The 14,991-nt window shown below is 39.1% G+C and carries 13 protein-coding genes; 3 read left to right on the top strand and 10 right to left on the bottom strand.

Annotation, left to right across the window (positions count from 1 at the left end):
• Positions 1-110: 110 nt before the first annotated feature.
• The 4 genes from WAA20_RS07205 to cls all read right to left on the bottom strand — a co-directional run bounded on the left by WAA20_RS07205 (position 111) and on the right by cls (position 5,304).
• Complete coding sequence (locus WAA20_RS07205; RefSeq protein ID WP_073384477.1) at positions 111-812, bottom strand: GntR family transcriptional regulator; 702 nt, start codon at positions 810-812, stop codon at positions 111-113.
• Positions 813-942: 130 nt separating this feature from the next.
• Positions 943-2,058 (bottom strand): DUF4349 domain-containing protein, encoded by a 1,116-nt coding sequence (locus WAA20_RS07200; RefSeq protein ID WP_073384478.1) that lies wholly within the window; start codon positions 2,056-2,058, stop codon positions 943-945.
• Between the two features lie 129 nt (positions 2,059-2,187).
• Positions 2,188-3,558: an MATE family efflux transporter gene (locus tag WAA20_RS07195; protein ID WP_073384479.1), complete on the bottom strand. Its 1,371-nt coding sequence runs from the start codon at positions 3,556-3,558 to the stop codon at positions 2,188-2,190.
• A 114-nt stretch (positions 3,559-3,672) separates the two neighbouring features.
• The gene (cls, locus tag WAA20_RS07190) at positions 3,673-5,304 is read right to left on the bottom strand and encodes a cardiolipin synthase (protein WP_081373596.1); all 1,632 of its coding nucleotides are present in this window, start codon (positions 5,302-5,304) and stop codon (positions 3,673-3,675) included.
• Positions 5,305-5,594: 290 nt separating this feature from the next.
• On the opposite strand from cls, the gene trxA reads away from it, so the two are divergent.
• From trxA to WAA20_RS07175, 3 genes are all read left to right on the top strand, one after another.
• Positions 5,595-5,906 carry a thioredoxin gene (gene trxA / locus WAA20_RS07185; RefSeq protein WP_073384480.1) on the top strand — a complete coding sequence of 104 codons (312 nt, stop codon included), beginning with the start codon at positions 5,595-5,597 and terminating at the stop codon, positions 5,904-5,906.
• A 330-nt stretch (positions 5,907-6,236) separates the two neighbouring features.
• Positions 6,237-6,842: a manganese efflux pump gene (locus WAA20_RS07180; protein ID WP_073384481.1), complete on the top strand. Its 606-nt coding sequence runs from the start codon at positions 6,237-6,239 to the stop codon at positions 6,840-6,842.
• A gap of 255 nt (positions 6,843-7,097) precedes the next feature.
• A complete protein-coding gene (locus WAA20_RS07175; RefSeq protein ID WP_073384482.1) occupies positions 7,098-7,988 on the top strand; it encodes a YitT family protein in 891 nt (296 codons plus the stop codon).
• A 95-nt stretch (positions 7,989-8,083) separates the two neighbouring features.
• Here WAA20_RS07175 and WAA20_RS07170 read toward each other — a convergent pair whose 3' ends face one another.
• From WAA20_RS07170 to WAA20_RS07145, 6 genes are all read right to left on the bottom strand, one after another.
• Positions 8,084-8,911 (bottom strand): hypothetical protein, encoded by an 828-nt coding sequence (locus WAA20_RS07170; RefSeq protein WP_073384483.1) that lies wholly within the window; start codon positions 8,909-8,911, stop codon positions 8,084-8,086.
• Between the two features lie 5 nt (positions 8,912-8,916).
• Positions 8,917-10,200 (bottom strand): WG repeat-containing protein, encoded by a 1,284-nt coding sequence (locus WAA20_RS07165; protein WP_167562624.1) that lies wholly within the window; start codon positions 10,198-10,200, stop codon positions 8,917-8,919.
• A 551-nt stretch (positions 10,201-10,751) separates the two neighbouring features.
• Positions 10,752-11,774: a hypothetical protein gene (locus tag WAA20_RS07160; protein WP_073384487.1), complete on the bottom strand. Its 1,023-nt coding sequence runs from the start codon at positions 11,772-11,774 to the stop codon at positions 10,752-10,754.
• Positions 11,775-12,353: 579 nt separating this feature from the next.
• Positions 12,354-13,373 carry a GGGtGRT protein gene (locus WAA20_RS07155; RefSeq protein ID WP_073384489.1) on the bottom strand — a complete coding sequence of 340 codons (1,020 nt, stop codon included), beginning with the start codon at positions 13,371-13,373 and terminating at the stop codon, positions 12,354-12,356.
• Between the two features lie 24 nt (positions 13,374-13,397).
• Complete coding sequence (locus tag WAA20_RS07150) at positions 13,398-14,090, bottom strand: iron-sulfur cluster assembly scaffold protein (protein WP_027215449.1); 693 nt, start codon at positions 14,088-14,090, stop codon at positions 13,398-13,400.
• 146 nt (positions 14,091-14,236) lie between these two features.
• Positions 14,237-14,914 (bottom strand): UDP-N-acetylglucosamine pyrophosphorylase, encoded by a 678-nt coding sequence (locus tag WAA20_RS07145; protein ID WP_073384491.1) that lies wholly within the window; start codon positions 14,912-14,914, stop codon positions 14,237-14,239.
• Positions 14,915-14,991 lie beyond the last annotated feature (77 nt).

Raw genomic sequence — 14,991 nt, 5'->3', positions numbered from 1 at the left:
CGTATTACAGGATGTAATATAGACATGTTTAGAAATGCATGGATGCATTTCTATGTCGTATTTACCAGAACACATTTTAACGCCTACCAATAATGCATTTCAAGTACTTTTTAATGTGGGAATTGCTTATATATGCTGTAGTCTCCGCTTATAGTATCAGTCGTAGACTGGCTTATCTGCCTGATGACTCCATCGAAATCTCTTTTATTTATGTAAAAATAAACTTCCGCAAGGCTCTTATAAAGCTGCTGCGTTCCATAATTCTGAGCATATCTGGTCCACAGACCAACCGTAACCTTCTTAAACCCTGCAGTCAGCATTGGAACAATGGTATTTCCGCTAAGTACTGCAAGTTCGTGATAATACTCATATGCGCAAAGAGCAGCCTTATTTGGCGAATCTGCTTCCAATATATTATCCAGAAACTTGCCGAGCCTTTCTATCTCTTCATCTGTGGCGTTCTGAATAACCCTTTTGCATGTAAGAGTCTCAATACCCCATTTATACTCAATGATCGAAGCGATCTCTTTTGGCTGAAGTTCGAAATCAGCTTTCATAAGAGCTTCAAGCGTATGTATATTGCCGTTTTTCCTAAAATCATTGACAAAGACTCCTTGCCTTGGAACAACGACAAGAAGCCCTTTCTTTTCAAGTTCTTTTATGATGTCTGCACACAGATTTCTGCTGATACCCATACTCTCAGCCAGCTCCCTCTCAGGAGGGAGCTGATCATCAGGCTTAAGCTGACCTGTGAGTATCATTTCTGTAATACGCTTTGTTACTATTTCCCTTGAAGATTTATTCTTTTCCATAGACCACTCTTTCATAAATGAAAATATGTTTCGGATTAGTCTTACTGGATCAGTCTTTTCAGGTTATCTGTTTCGGGTTAACCTTTCCATATCTGTCTTATAAAGTTATCTTTTCGGATGAGTTTTTACGTTAATTCTCTTCCTTATTATCCTGTGCGTTTACGCTGCCCTTCTCTTCTGCATTTTCCTGCACCTGAGCATTTAATACATTATTTTCTGTATCATTATCTTTTTTGAAAACGTTAAACTTATTGAATCTCTTCTGTCTCTCTTCTGCCTTCTTGCGATTTGACTTTCTGATAATAAGAACGACAACTATGATAACAGCTGCAAAAAGGATCAGCTGAGGAAGGTTAACGATGATGCCGATTCCAAGCTCAAGAAGGAAGTTTCCTGTTTTCTTAAGGCTTGATAAGAAACCTTCAACGATTCTCTGTCCGACGCTCTGCTTCTCTGTAACTGTAAGGTTATCAGGCTCAACTTCTACGATATTTAAATAGATAGTGCTATAGTCGATCTTGTTATCATAAACGCGAAGCTGTGACTTGATGGAATCGATCTGGTACTGAACTTCTGTAAGCTGTGACTGGATAACGATCAGATCATCCATGGACTCAGCCTGCTCCATGAGCTTTTTAAGAGCTTCTTTCTCTGTTTCAAGAGCTTCCTGACGAGCAACAATATCAGTGTATGTAAGAGTTACATCTTCAACGCTCTGATTCTTGTATGTTATGTTGGTTCTGCCCTCAACATCTACAAGGAAATCTCCAAGCTTAGATTCAGGTATACGGATTGTATAATCAGCTCTGTGAAGATCTGTATACTTCTCATTGTAGTAATATCCGCCATTTACTGAGATGCTACTGGATTCAATATATCCTCCAAGCTCGCTGGTTCTTGCTTCAACCCAGCCTGTAGTCTCGTTAAAATCAATAGTCTCTGAATCGATACGAACTGTTGTGATAAGTTTTCTGTCTGAAGTCTGTGATGACTCATCAACTTCTGTTGTGCTATTGTCTGCCATATCAGCAGATTCAGCCGCAGCATCCTCAGTCATTGTCTGATCATAATTTTCAGCCGCAGCCTTCTCAGTCATTGTCTGATCATAATATACAGCCGCACTACCACTCTTTGATTCTGAGTAAGACGGAGCCTCTGCAGAGTCACTTCTTCCTCCGCATCCTGTGATCGCCATAGCAAGTACTAAGGCCGGTATTGTTGATAACCATAACTTATTCTTTTTCATAATCTCCCTCCATATAAAAAGAAATATTTTGTTTTTTGTGCCTTACACACTATATGACGGAGTATCCCCATAATCCGTCACATATTTTTTGAAGAATTTTATAAAAAATATTTATTATCATTATACCAATTATTTCGCCTTAATAACGTCTTTTTTCCAAAGTCCGGTAAAATACAGGGCAAAAAGTATTGCTGCAGAACTTGCATTGGATACTACAACCGAATACCATATCGACTCGACGCCCATCTTAAGGACATGTTGGCAGATGAAAAGTGTTGCAAACCTGAACACCCACAGTCTTGATGCATCAACGATCATAGTCACAAGAGTATGTCCGCTTCCCTGGAATATGCCCATCGTCACGTTATAAAATGCATTAGTCCAGCACCAGAAAGCCATCAGGCACAAGAAATCTGTAGCAAGCGTTATAACCTGTTCATCAGATGTAAGTGTTTTTACCATAAAAGAAGCTATTGGCGGTCTTGAAAGGATTAGGCCTGCGATAAGAAGATACACGAAAGCCATTCGAAGCGCTATCCTGTAAGCCTTGTCAGCTCTTTTCTTATTACCTGATCCTATGTTAAGGCCCACAATAGTACTGATGGCAGAGCCGATTCCATTATTGGGAAGGGTGATTATGGAGTTGATCTTGTTGCCTATACCATAAGCAGTTGTTGCGATCATGCCATATGCCTGTACGCTTCTACTCATAAGAAGGAAGCCAAACTGCATGGTGCTGTGTCCTATAGCGGTTGGAAGACCTATTTTTACTATGCTAAGGAGTTTCTCTTTTTCAAACCTGAATCCCTTGAAATGAAGGGTTATGACCTGGTCCTTTCTTGTAAGAGAATAAAGAGCAATAATAGCGCCAGGAAGCTTTGCAAAAAGCGTTGCAAAAGCAGCACCTGCAATACCAAAATGAAGCACGACCATAAGAAGCGGGTCCATCACAAGATTGACCAGCGCTCCTACAAGATTTAAAAGCATAGGACGCACAGAATCGCCCTGAGCCTGATGTACCGACGAATAGATATTGATCATGTACAAAAGAGGCATATCAAGTATAACGATCCTTATGTATATAAGAGAGTAATCGTACTGAAGCCCTGTCGCACCAAGCCAGGATACAAGAGGCGGCGAGATCAGGAAGCATAAAATAGCGCATATCACTGAAAAAATAAGTGTCGAAACACAAACATGATTAGCCATGTTCGAAGCTTCTTTGTCATTATGGGCACCAAGATACTGGGCTATAAGGATCGAACCTGCGACCGTGATACCAGAACCGAAATTCTGGAGTATAGACTGGAAAGGCGATACCAGCGTGATTGCAGACTGGTACTCTGTTCCCAGCACTCCAAGCCAGTAAGTATCTGTCAGATTATACAGCGACTGTATAAAACTGTTGATCATTACAGGCACTGCCAGCATCAGCACCGCATGATATATATTCCCGTTTAAAACGATATTTCTTTTGTCTTCACTTAATTTTTTAGCCACAACTATATCTTCCCTAATTTATTAAAACTAAAACTTTTTAGTTCCATAAATAATTGTATGACGTTAATTTTATTTCACTAACCATTTTTTACTTACATTTTCCGCTTACATTTTTTATACAAGCGGCGCCACTATTCTTAACGCACACTGACTTATGCGAAGCGGAACGCTTCTGTGAGAATGATATTTGTCAGTAACTTCGGTACTGACTTCAAACATCTTTTTAAAATCATCCTCTATATCTTTTATAGCCTTACAATTGTAAAGGTAAACACCATCCTCAAAATGCAGATACAAAGATCTGAAATCAAGATTGAGCGTACCCACCGTCGCACACTGCCCGTCAGCAATACACATCTTGGCATGGCAAAATCCCGGAGTATACTCAAAGATCCTCACACCATTCCTAGCAAGTTCATTGTAGTAGGACCTTGTGATGGCATATACCACCTTCTTATCCGGAATCCCCGGCGTAATGATCCTTACGTCAATTCCCCTCTTGACCGCGATCTCAAATTCACGGCACAACTCATCAGTGATAACAAGATACGGCGTCACAAACCAGCAGTACTTCCTTGCCGTCTGCAACATTCCCATGTAAACGTTCTCTCCTAGAAGCTCCTCATCAAGGGGCGTATCTGCAAATGGCTGAACAAAACCGCCTTTTTCCACTGCCGTATAAAACACCTTTGGAAAAAAGATGGACAGATCATTATCATCAATATCGTTGGCCTTAACAGCATTCCACATCTCAAGGAAAAGAGCTGTAAGAGTCACCACGCCATCACCTGTGATCTTAACACCTGAATCCTTCCAGAACCCATGTGGCTCGATCCTGTGTGTATAAAGATCTGCTATATTATAACCACCCGTAAAACCGACTCTTCCATCTATTACCGTGATCTTCCTGTGATCACGATTATTCATGATAACCTGGAAAAAAGGGCTTACATGGTTAAATACACGGCACTTTATACCAAGGGCTTCCATTCTTTTTATAAATCCGCTATTGATAAAGCCTCCGCTTCCGATATCATCATAGATAACGCGAACTTCAAGGCCCTCTTCAGCTTTTTGAGCCAGAACTTCTTTGATAGGCTCAAAGGTTTCAGAATCCTGAATTGCATAATATTCAAGGAAAATAAAGCTTCTGGCCTTTTTCAGCTCCCTGATCTGATCTTCTATTCCCTTCCCGGCATCATCAAAATATACTACATCCGTATTAGTGTATAAGGGAAAATGTCCATACTTTTCAACATACCTGACTCTGGATGCAATGTAGGGATTCTCCACTTCAAGGGCATGGATATTTTTGGGTTGTGGTTTCATATAAGGAAGGATCTTGGAATCAATAAGTTCAAACCTCTTTCTGGCTCCTGACGTGACCCCAGGCCTTCCCATAAGAAGATACAACAATATCCCAAACACAGGGATGAACATAATAAAGATCATCCAGGGCATCTTGTTGGCGGAATTGGTATGCCGCCCGTATATGGTCAGCACGATAATGATCGACAATATCGAAAAGCCGAACTGAAAATACATACTGTAATTGCTGAATTCATACAAAAGAACTCCAAGCCAGAATATCTGAAGGAAGGTAAATACTGCAATAGAAGCGATCCTGTTAACGCTGTTCTGGGCGTTTCTATTGGCTTTTCCTTTGGGATTGATCTTGGATTTCAGGGATTCGTCTAATGACTGCTTCCTGACTTTACTTTGATAAACTTCTTTTTCTTTACGCATTGGTAACCTCATGATAGCCGGACGTTTATTTGATATTTATCACTTATTCATATACTTACACAAAAAGCGTAATAGCGCTTCCTGCTACTTATGGACTGTAATCATGTATTATTCATTATAACATGCGTTTTATAAGCATGTTTGCCTATTCTCCGTAAAAAAGGATAGGCACCTTATAAATATTTTGTAAAATTTAATTTTACGATATTGTTTTTTTGTAATTTCATTCTATAATAAGATTATAGATAACCGCTAACATTAATAATTCAATTTATAAAAGGAGAATTTTTATGGCAGTAATACAGCTTACATCAGATAATTTTGAAACAGAAGTACTTAATTCTGACAAGCCTGTGCTTGTAGATTTCTATGCAGACTGGTGCGGTCCTTGCAAGATGATGGCACCTGTTGTAGATCAGATCGCTGAAGAAAATGATGATATCAAAGTTGGTAAGATCAATGTTGATGATGAGCAGGATCTTGCAGCAAAGTACGGAGTTATGTCCATTCCTACTATCGGATTTTTCAAAAACGGTGATATCGTTGAAAAGAGCGTAGGCGCAAAGCCAAAGTCAGAGCTTCTTAAGATGATCGGAAAGTAATTATTCTGATCATTAATAACACCTCTTGTCACAACTAAATAACTATGTTAAAGTAAACAAGACTTAGATGAAAATTTAAGTCTTGTTTTTTATATACTCCATGAGGGAGTAGCAAGCGTGTTATACGTAATAAGTCAACATACTGGTTTTGGCAGAAACCTGGCTTATTTTAAATTGCGAGACTCATGTAAAGCTTTCGAACATATAACGAGGGTTTTACATTTGTCTCGTTTTTTTGTGCGTCAAAACACGATTTGCAGGCAGTTTAGTTCTTCAAAATGGCAAAATCTTCCACTTTCGGAAGAAAACACAAAAAGGCAGGTACAGACTATGATCATCGAATTTCTTATCCTGAGCATTGGCCTCGGCATAGGTCTTGCAATGGACGCATTCTCAGTAAGCATCGCTAATGGACTTAAAGAGCCCAACATGTCACTTTCAAGACATGCCAAAATGGCAGGCATATACGCCTTCTTCCAGTTCGCTATGCCACTTATCGGATGGCTCTGCGTTCATACAATCCAGACAGCTTTCGTATCATTCCAGAAATTCATCCCATGGATCGCACTTCTCCTTCTTCTCTACATCGGAATCCAGATGATAATCGATGGCATAAAAGGCGAAGACAATGCAAAAGAAAAGCTAGAAGAAGATCTTGCGAAAAGCGATAAAAAGATAAGCACTAAAACTCTTCTCATTCAGGGAATCGCAACCTCGATCGACGCTCTCTCTGTAGGCTTTGCAATCGCAAGTTACAGCACACTTAAAGCATTCATCTGCGGCCTTATAATAGCCGTTGTAACATTCTTTATCTGCATGCTTGGAGTAAAGCTTGGCAAACTGTTCGGATGCAAGCTTCATAAATACGCCAACTTCCTCGGCGGCGGAATCCTCATTGCGATCGGACTTGAAATATTCATCAAGTCATTTATTTAAAAAAATAAGCCTTTGCAAAATAATATGAACCATCCTTACCGGACAATCCTGTAAGGATGATTTTTTATATAAACAGGCTATAGAAGCAGGATTATTGTATACATAAAAACATTGTTTTTTATGTACTTTCCTATATACATTAAAAACAATGTGGGTGTAGAATAAATCTGGCTAATGACCGATATATTAAAAAATACATTATTGATATATCTTTGGTTTTAGTAAGTCAGAATAACCTTAAGAGGTAAACACACTATGTTACGTAAAAAGTTGGCATCAAGAGAAGTCTTTCAGTTTAAGAGGAGTGACATCTGGAGAATTATACTCTGCATATGCGCCGGTATACTCATGTCGGTCAACCTTCGCACCTTCGTCTACACAGGAAACCTTCTCCCAGGCGGCTTCGCTGGTCTTACTCTTCTGCTTCAGGCTATCTTCCTTAAATTCTTTGGAATAACAGTTCCATACGGTGTCATATACTTTCTAATGAACTCAGTTCCGATAGTCATTTCATTTAAGTTTATCGGCAAGAAATTCACTACGTATTCCTGTATTACTATACTTTTAGTAACATTCCTTACAGATATTATTCCCGTACATGCAATAACCTACGATGTACTACTGATCAGTATATTCGGCGGACTCATAAACGGATTTGCCATCAGCATGTGTCTCAAAGCCGATGCCACAACCGGCGGAACAGACTTCATAGCAATTGCCATTTCTGAAAGATTCGGAATTGATTCTTTCAACTACATACTGTTATTCAACGCAATGGTCCTTACTATTGACGGATTTATCTTTGGATGGGACAAAGCCCTGTATTCAATCATCTTCCAGTTTTCATCCACACAGGTAATTCACATCCTCTATAAGCGTTATAAGAAGAACACCCTTCTGATCGTAACTCAGAGCCCCAAGGAAGTCGCCGACATGATCTATGAACTCACAGGTCATGGTGCTACAGACATCGAAGCCTACGGCTCCTACCAGAACGCTGACAGAACCATCGTATATTCCGTCGTATCCAGCGACGAGCTCCGCACAGTTGTAGCTGAAATATTAAATATCGATCCTGGGGCATTTATAAATGTAATCAAGACAGAGCAGGTTAACGGTAACTTCTACCTGCACCCAAATAATTGAGGATGTGTCTATAATACAAAAGGACCAAATATATCTTCGGGCAGGCTATCACTACTCCCGAGGATACATTTGGTCCTTTTGCTACTGTTCATGTCTCATTCATTATAATCGTAATCTTCATATTCAAAATGATCCGGATCTAGCAGCACTTCATCTACCGGAACAGATATCGATTCAAAATCATCACCATTCGATGTCCTGAAGTAAACGTTGATCATTTTAGAATCAGAATCATAGAAAGAGCCAAATTGATTCGGATCGTCCCAATGAATCCTGGCTTTTTGAATAGTATCATTTTCACTTCTGAATGCAAATACTTCTATTCCTCCATCAGCCAGGAAAACATGATTAATAACCAGTTCCGTAATACCATCGTTATCTGCATCTTCAAAAGAATAACCAAGTATAATGCGATCAGGCAGATATTTTACTTCACCATCTTTTATCCAATAAAATCCGACCCTGTTATAGTCTCCGTAAGGAAAAGAAAACGCAAATCCTTCATATCCAAAAACATTTTCATGTTCATAAAGTATACCCTCATTAAAATCAACAGGATAAATACCCTCTCCCTGCGTTATGGTACATAATTCTTCGCCGGAATCCTTTTTATTTACAGTACAATACTCTTCATCTCCATGAATGATCAGCTGGTACTTGTCTGTCTCGTAGACGACTTTTTCATCTTCATCAGTTTCATTAGCTTCTTCTGAAACGCTCCGCTCTGTCTCAAATTCATCAGATTCTTCAACTGATTCAGAAGTGTATTTTTCGACGTTTCCTGGTTCTTCATTCACTTTTTTATTCTTGTGATCAGATACAATACTGCATGCTGCCAGTACTCCACCTGCAAAAATCAGCAGACATACTACCAAACCTATAATGATATATATTATGTTACTATCTTTCGCGCTTTTATTCACTTTAATCACTCCAATTCTACTGTTTCCAAAAGAGTTCTATCATTTGCATAAGAATAGCAATTATAGGATCCATCTCTAAACTCTATCAGAGGATACCAGTCTTTAGTTACAAGATTACCATCAAAATCTATCAAGCCATACTTGCACTTTTCTTCTGAATAAACAAGCAGGCATGTTACTTCACCCTTGGAATTAGCGTGCGCCTCGTAGCTGCTATATTGATCAGAGTTAAACAATAATTGCCCATCATAACCAAATATATAGGTATTATTATCGTCTTCGTATTTTTTTACACAAAGAATATCTCCACACAACTCACCACCATCATAATAATAATCTGGAGATAACAATTCTCCTTTAGTATTTATATAGTAATTAGACATATTCCGTCCGCAACCTGTTACGTGTATTATTCCAAGACTACAAAGATAAATATCCCTACTTCTTCCATATGGTTCATTAACCAGTTCTTGACCTTCACTATTCAGAACATTAACATCCCCATCTTCTTCATAAACAAAAGCCACTGGATAATCAGCAAGGGGATCATGATAAATCCTCAGATATTTGTATTTAGGCGAAGTTACGACTTCTCCATCCTCGCTAATAAGTCCATAGCGATTAAAAAAATCACAATAATAACATCCCAGCCCATTATAGAAATACTCATATGATCTATAATCAGAGCCTATTCCTTTAAAGCCTCCGTGAACAGAATCAGTATCAATCTGATATATATCATTTTCACAGCACATATCAATAAATTCATCCAGAGTCTTTTGACCGTAAGATTTTTGAAGGTTCATAACAGCAGGGGTCTCAATCAGCTCATTCCCATAAATATCTATCAAATGCCTGGCATGATCCCATGCGATACCATTTTTATCAAAATAAAGTTCATCTTTATAAATTGCTCCTGTATCAGTTCCGGCTATCAGATTATGCACTCCATATCTGCGGTCACAAAAGCCTGTCCAGCTCGGCATCATATTATTATTGAAATATTGAGAATTATCAACATACTTTAGATAGTGATATTCAAACCCCCGATCATCATATTCCATTTCAACATCGTGATCTATATAGGTAAACCTTAGAATCAGCGTCAATCCAACAAGACCAAAAACAATGATAATTTTGATAATCTCGCTTTTGGCCAGCTTAATATCAACTATCTTTCTTATGCTTGGATTGCCCTCGCATTTTCCATCAAATGATTCACTAATATACTTACTAATTTTAAATTCAATGTATGTTCTAACTAAGATCAAAACATAGACTGCTATCAACAGCTTAGAAGTCTTATAATGCATCAAGAAAAAAAATAATAATACTATCGATAGCTCACTCAGAATTAAAATTTTGATTTTTCTAGTTGCTAATTGTCTTTCGTGTAAATAGTCATTTCTTGTACTATAATCTGAAATATCCCACAGTGCGCAATAATAAAGCAAAAACTCTAAAACTTGTTTTAATATAAACAGGAAAATAATCATCACTCCCGTAAGCTTTGATGTCACATTTCCGCACATACAAATAATATAGAGCAGAGCACTTTCACATATTATGTAATTTCTTATAGTATGCCTAACCTTAGATGCATTGATTCTTTTTGGGGTTATCAGACAAGCTATTCTATAGATAAACATCAGAATTATTATTTGTATCAGATATAATACGATGTCAATTTTCTTAGTGATAAACGGATCATAGTGACTTAGAACCCGCAAAAATCCCGACACTAAATTCAAAAGAGTAAATGTAATAAATACAAATTTCAGATTAAGCTTCAAAGTTATAAAACCTCTCAATTACGTATAAATAGATATTTTTTACAAAATCAATCGTTGTCAATTGCCATAGCTATGCAAAGGACATACTGATTAAATGCCACAAAAAACAAATGCTCAACTTCGTCATGAAAGAGTTCCTCTCCCAGAAGCTTCCTTGCATATTGACTTAAGGGTTCAGCATTTTCATACATTCCAACCGGCTCTCCAAGATTTTGTAAAAGGTAATAATACAGCCCCTCGGCATGTTCCTGAACGTCTCTTTTTTTCTTTCTAGCCTTTGGCGACTCATAGCTGATCATCTCAGGAAAGCCACCATTTACAGGACGGATATTAAAATTCACCTCTCTTAGCTGTCTTGCCAGATCTTCATCCCACTCGTCGAAACGTGAACAAAGATAAGTAAAGAATGACTCCTGAAGAGTTCTGCCATTCTGCCTGTATAACAAGGCTGTAGCCTTATGATGATCAGGTCTGAATCCTATAAAAGCACATTCAGTTATATAAGTTATGTTAAAATCATAAGTTTTTGCAGGATCGAGCTGTTTTACAAGACAATCTATAGCACTGTCAGGACTTAGTTTGCTCTCATCTATTGGTGCTCCCTGAGCCTGATTTCCTGCAAGCCTTTTAAGGGAATTGACCAGTCTTGCATAATTTTCAAAATAATATGGGATTTTGACCTTCCTACCTCCATAACTGATGGTAATACAATCGGTGGTCTTAAAACCGCCTTTTGATAAATATGTTATTACATCGGCATACCAGGCAGTAATCTCATTGGCATATACTGTTTCAGGCGCTCCTAAAGTCCTTTGGATGATAAAATACCTATCCCTTTCATTAACAGTCACTGCCACTCTCTTATCGGAAAGAAATTGATACAAACAATATACAATAAACGCAAAAAAGGCGATGCTGATTCCTGCAAATATCGCATATTCCATAGCTGATTCCAATACTAGGTATTTTAAAATAAAACCGTATCCTCCAATAGAAAAGCCTCCAATGATCATCATTCCTACAATATCAATAATCTTAAATCCAGCTGATTCTCTTACCTGATAAGTCAATGCGTATCTCCTCCGAACAAATATAATAATAAACCATTTACTGCAACAAAAATACTTATCTATGTCCTCTGAGTCTTTTATTTATCCCCAGTCGCAGCAAAGCCATAATTATTATACAAGTAAATCAGATTTCTTAATTACCAGATACGACAGAATACATCTTTGATACGACAAAATGCATTTCAAACCATAAATTGCATTTTGAAATGTTTAAGGACTGGTTATTTAGCCAAAATCTAAAGCCGGAAAATTCCTTGGGCTGGCGTTTTATAAATGTTTTTCGCGTCTTCAAAAGTATTCGTAAATTCAAGAGCTTAATAGATGAAATCTTATATTCCGTTTGGGATTCACATGTTTGAGCGAAGCGAGTTTGAATCCCGGAATATAAGATTTCAGATATTAAGCCTTGAATTAGAATACTTTTGAGACGCGGAAAACATTTATAAAACGCCAGCCCAAGGAATTTTCCCGCGATAACCTTACTTAAGCAAGGGCCCCGCGCCTGAGCGCCGGGGCCCAAAAAAGGCCGCCACACTGTAATGTGCGACGGCCTTCATTACTTACAATTATGCGTGATAATTAGAACTTACCAGCCTTTGCAGCCTCTTCGATAGAAACTGCTGTAGAAACTGTCATACCAACCATAGGGTTGTTACCAGCGCCGATAAGACCCATCATCTCAACGTGAGCAGGAACAGATGAAGAACCAGCGAACTGAGCATCAGAGTGCATACGTCCCATAGTATCTGTCATACCATAGGAAGCAGGACCTGCTGCCATGTTATCTGGGTGAAGTGTACGACCTGTACCACCACCTGAAGCAACTGAGAAGTACTTCTTACCAGCTTCAACACGCTCTTTCTTGTATGTACCTGCAACTGGGTGCTGGAATCTTGTAGGGTTAGTTGAGTTACCTGTGATAGATACGTCAACGTTCTCCTTCCACATGATTGCAACGCCTTCCTGTACGTCGTTAGCGCCGTAGCAGTTAACCTTTGCACGAGGAGAGTTAGCATCCTTAGAGTAGCACTTTCTGAATACTTCCTTAACCTCACCTGTGTAGTAATCGTACTCAGTCTCTACATATGTGAAACCGTTGATACGAGAGATGATCTGTGCAGCGTCTTTTCCAAGACCGTTAAGGATAACGCGGAGAGGTTTCTGACGAACTTTGTTAGCCTTCTCTGCGATACCGATAGCACCCTCAGCTGCTGCGAATGACTCATGACCAGCAAGGAATGCGAAGCACTCTGTATCTTCTTCAAGAAGCATCTTACCAAGGTTACCATGGCCAAGACCTACTTTACGACGATCAGCAACTGATCCAGGGATACAGAAAGCCTGAAGACCGATACCGATAGCTGCAGCAGCGTCAGCAGCCTTACGGCAGTTCTTCTTGATTGCGATAGCAGCACCTACTGTGTAAGCCCACTTTGCATTTTCAAAACAGATTGGCTGAATGCCTTCGATGAGCTTGTAAACATCGATACCAGCATTCATGCAAATATCTCTACATTCTTCAATTGAAGAGATTCCATACTCCTTAAGGCAAGCCAGGATCTGGGGCTCTCTTCTTTCATATGATTCAAATAAAGCCATTATTATATTCCTCCTTACCTATGATTACTCGTGTCTAGGATCGATGCAACGAACTGCATCAGCAACACGTCCATACTGTCCTTTAGCCTTCTCAAGAGCTGTGTTAGCATCGTCACCAGCCTTGATGAAGTCCATCATCTTACCAAAGTTAACATACTTGTATCCGATGATCTCATCGTTCTCATCAAGAGCGATATCTGTGATGTAACCATCTGTAAGCTCGAGATAACGAGGTCCCTTCTCAAGAGTACCGTATGTTGTACCAACCATTGAACGGTTACCCTTACCAAGATCTTCAAGACCAGCACCGATCTGAAGTCCATCTTCTGAGAATGCAGACTGTGTACGACCATAAACGATCTGAAGGAAAAGCTCTCTCATAGCTGTGTTGATAGCGTCACAAACAAGGTCTGTGTTAAGAGCTTCAAGAACTGTAAGACCAGGAAGAATTTCTGAAGCCATAGCTGCAGAATGTGTCATACCTGAACAACCAATAGTCTCAACAAGTGCCTCCTGAATGATACCTTCCTTAACATTAAGGGAAAGCTTACAGCAACCCTGCTGAGGAGCACACCAGCCGATACCATGTGTATAGCCTGAGATGTCCTTAATTTCTTTTGACTTAACCCACTTAGCCTCTTCCGGAATGGGAGCTGCGCCATGGTGTACCCCTTGAGTTACAGGGCACATGTTTTTTACCTCTGTTGAGTAAATCATGTAAAATCTCCTTTCGTATTGTAAAGTAACTTTCATTACTCACTACCGAATAAAAAATAGGTTGGTGTTTGCCGAGCACCAATCCTATTTTTGCACATAATCTCTTTAATTTCAATGGGGAATGATATTTTTTTAACAGAACTTTATTAATCTTCTTTGGGAACAATATTGTCCTGATTCTTGTAGATGTGATGATCCGGAATGCATCCGCGAACGCAGCTTGTAGGGTAGACATTGGACCATCTTCCGATGCAGGTACCAGGGTTAAGTACGCTGTTACATCCAACTTCTACGTGGTCACCAAGCATTGCGCCGAACTTCTTAAGGCCTGTCTCACACTTATCATCTGACTGAGTATCCTTAACAACGACAAGCTTCTTGTCACTCTTAACATTAGATGTGATGGAGCCTGCGCCCATGTGTGCGAAGTTACCAAGGACAGAATCTCCAACATAGTTATAGTGAGGAACCTGAACCTTGTTAAAAAGAACCACGTTCTTGAGCTCAGTTGAGTTGCCAACTACTGCTCCCTTACCAACGATAGCATTTCCTCTTATGAATGCGCACTGACGAACCTCTGCATCCTCATCGATGATGCAGTAATCGCCAAGGTAAGCTGAATCGAATACTGTAGCACTCTTAGCTACCCATACATGCTCACCTCTTTGCTCGAACTTATCCTTTGGAAGCTTTGGACCAAGCTCTGCAATGAAATCTTTGATCTTGGAAAGGACTTCCCATGGATATGTTGCTCCCTCGAAAAGATCTGCGGCTATTGTCTCATTGAGATCGTACATATTTTTAATAGTATATGCTTCTAACATTTTGTTTTACTCCTTTTTTCTGATTTTCATTTTGTTCAAAATCAAACATCTTTTACCATGATTTTAAGAATATAACT

This window comes from Butyrivibrio fibrisolvens (assembly GCF_037113525.1).
GTDB classification, from domain to species: domain Bacteria; phylum Bacillota; class Clostridia; order Lachnospirales; family Lachnospiraceae; genus Butyrivibrio; species Butyrivibrio fibrisolvens.
Note: the sequence above shows the minus strand (reverse complement) of the source record. Positions and strands in the feature narration are given on the sequence as shown.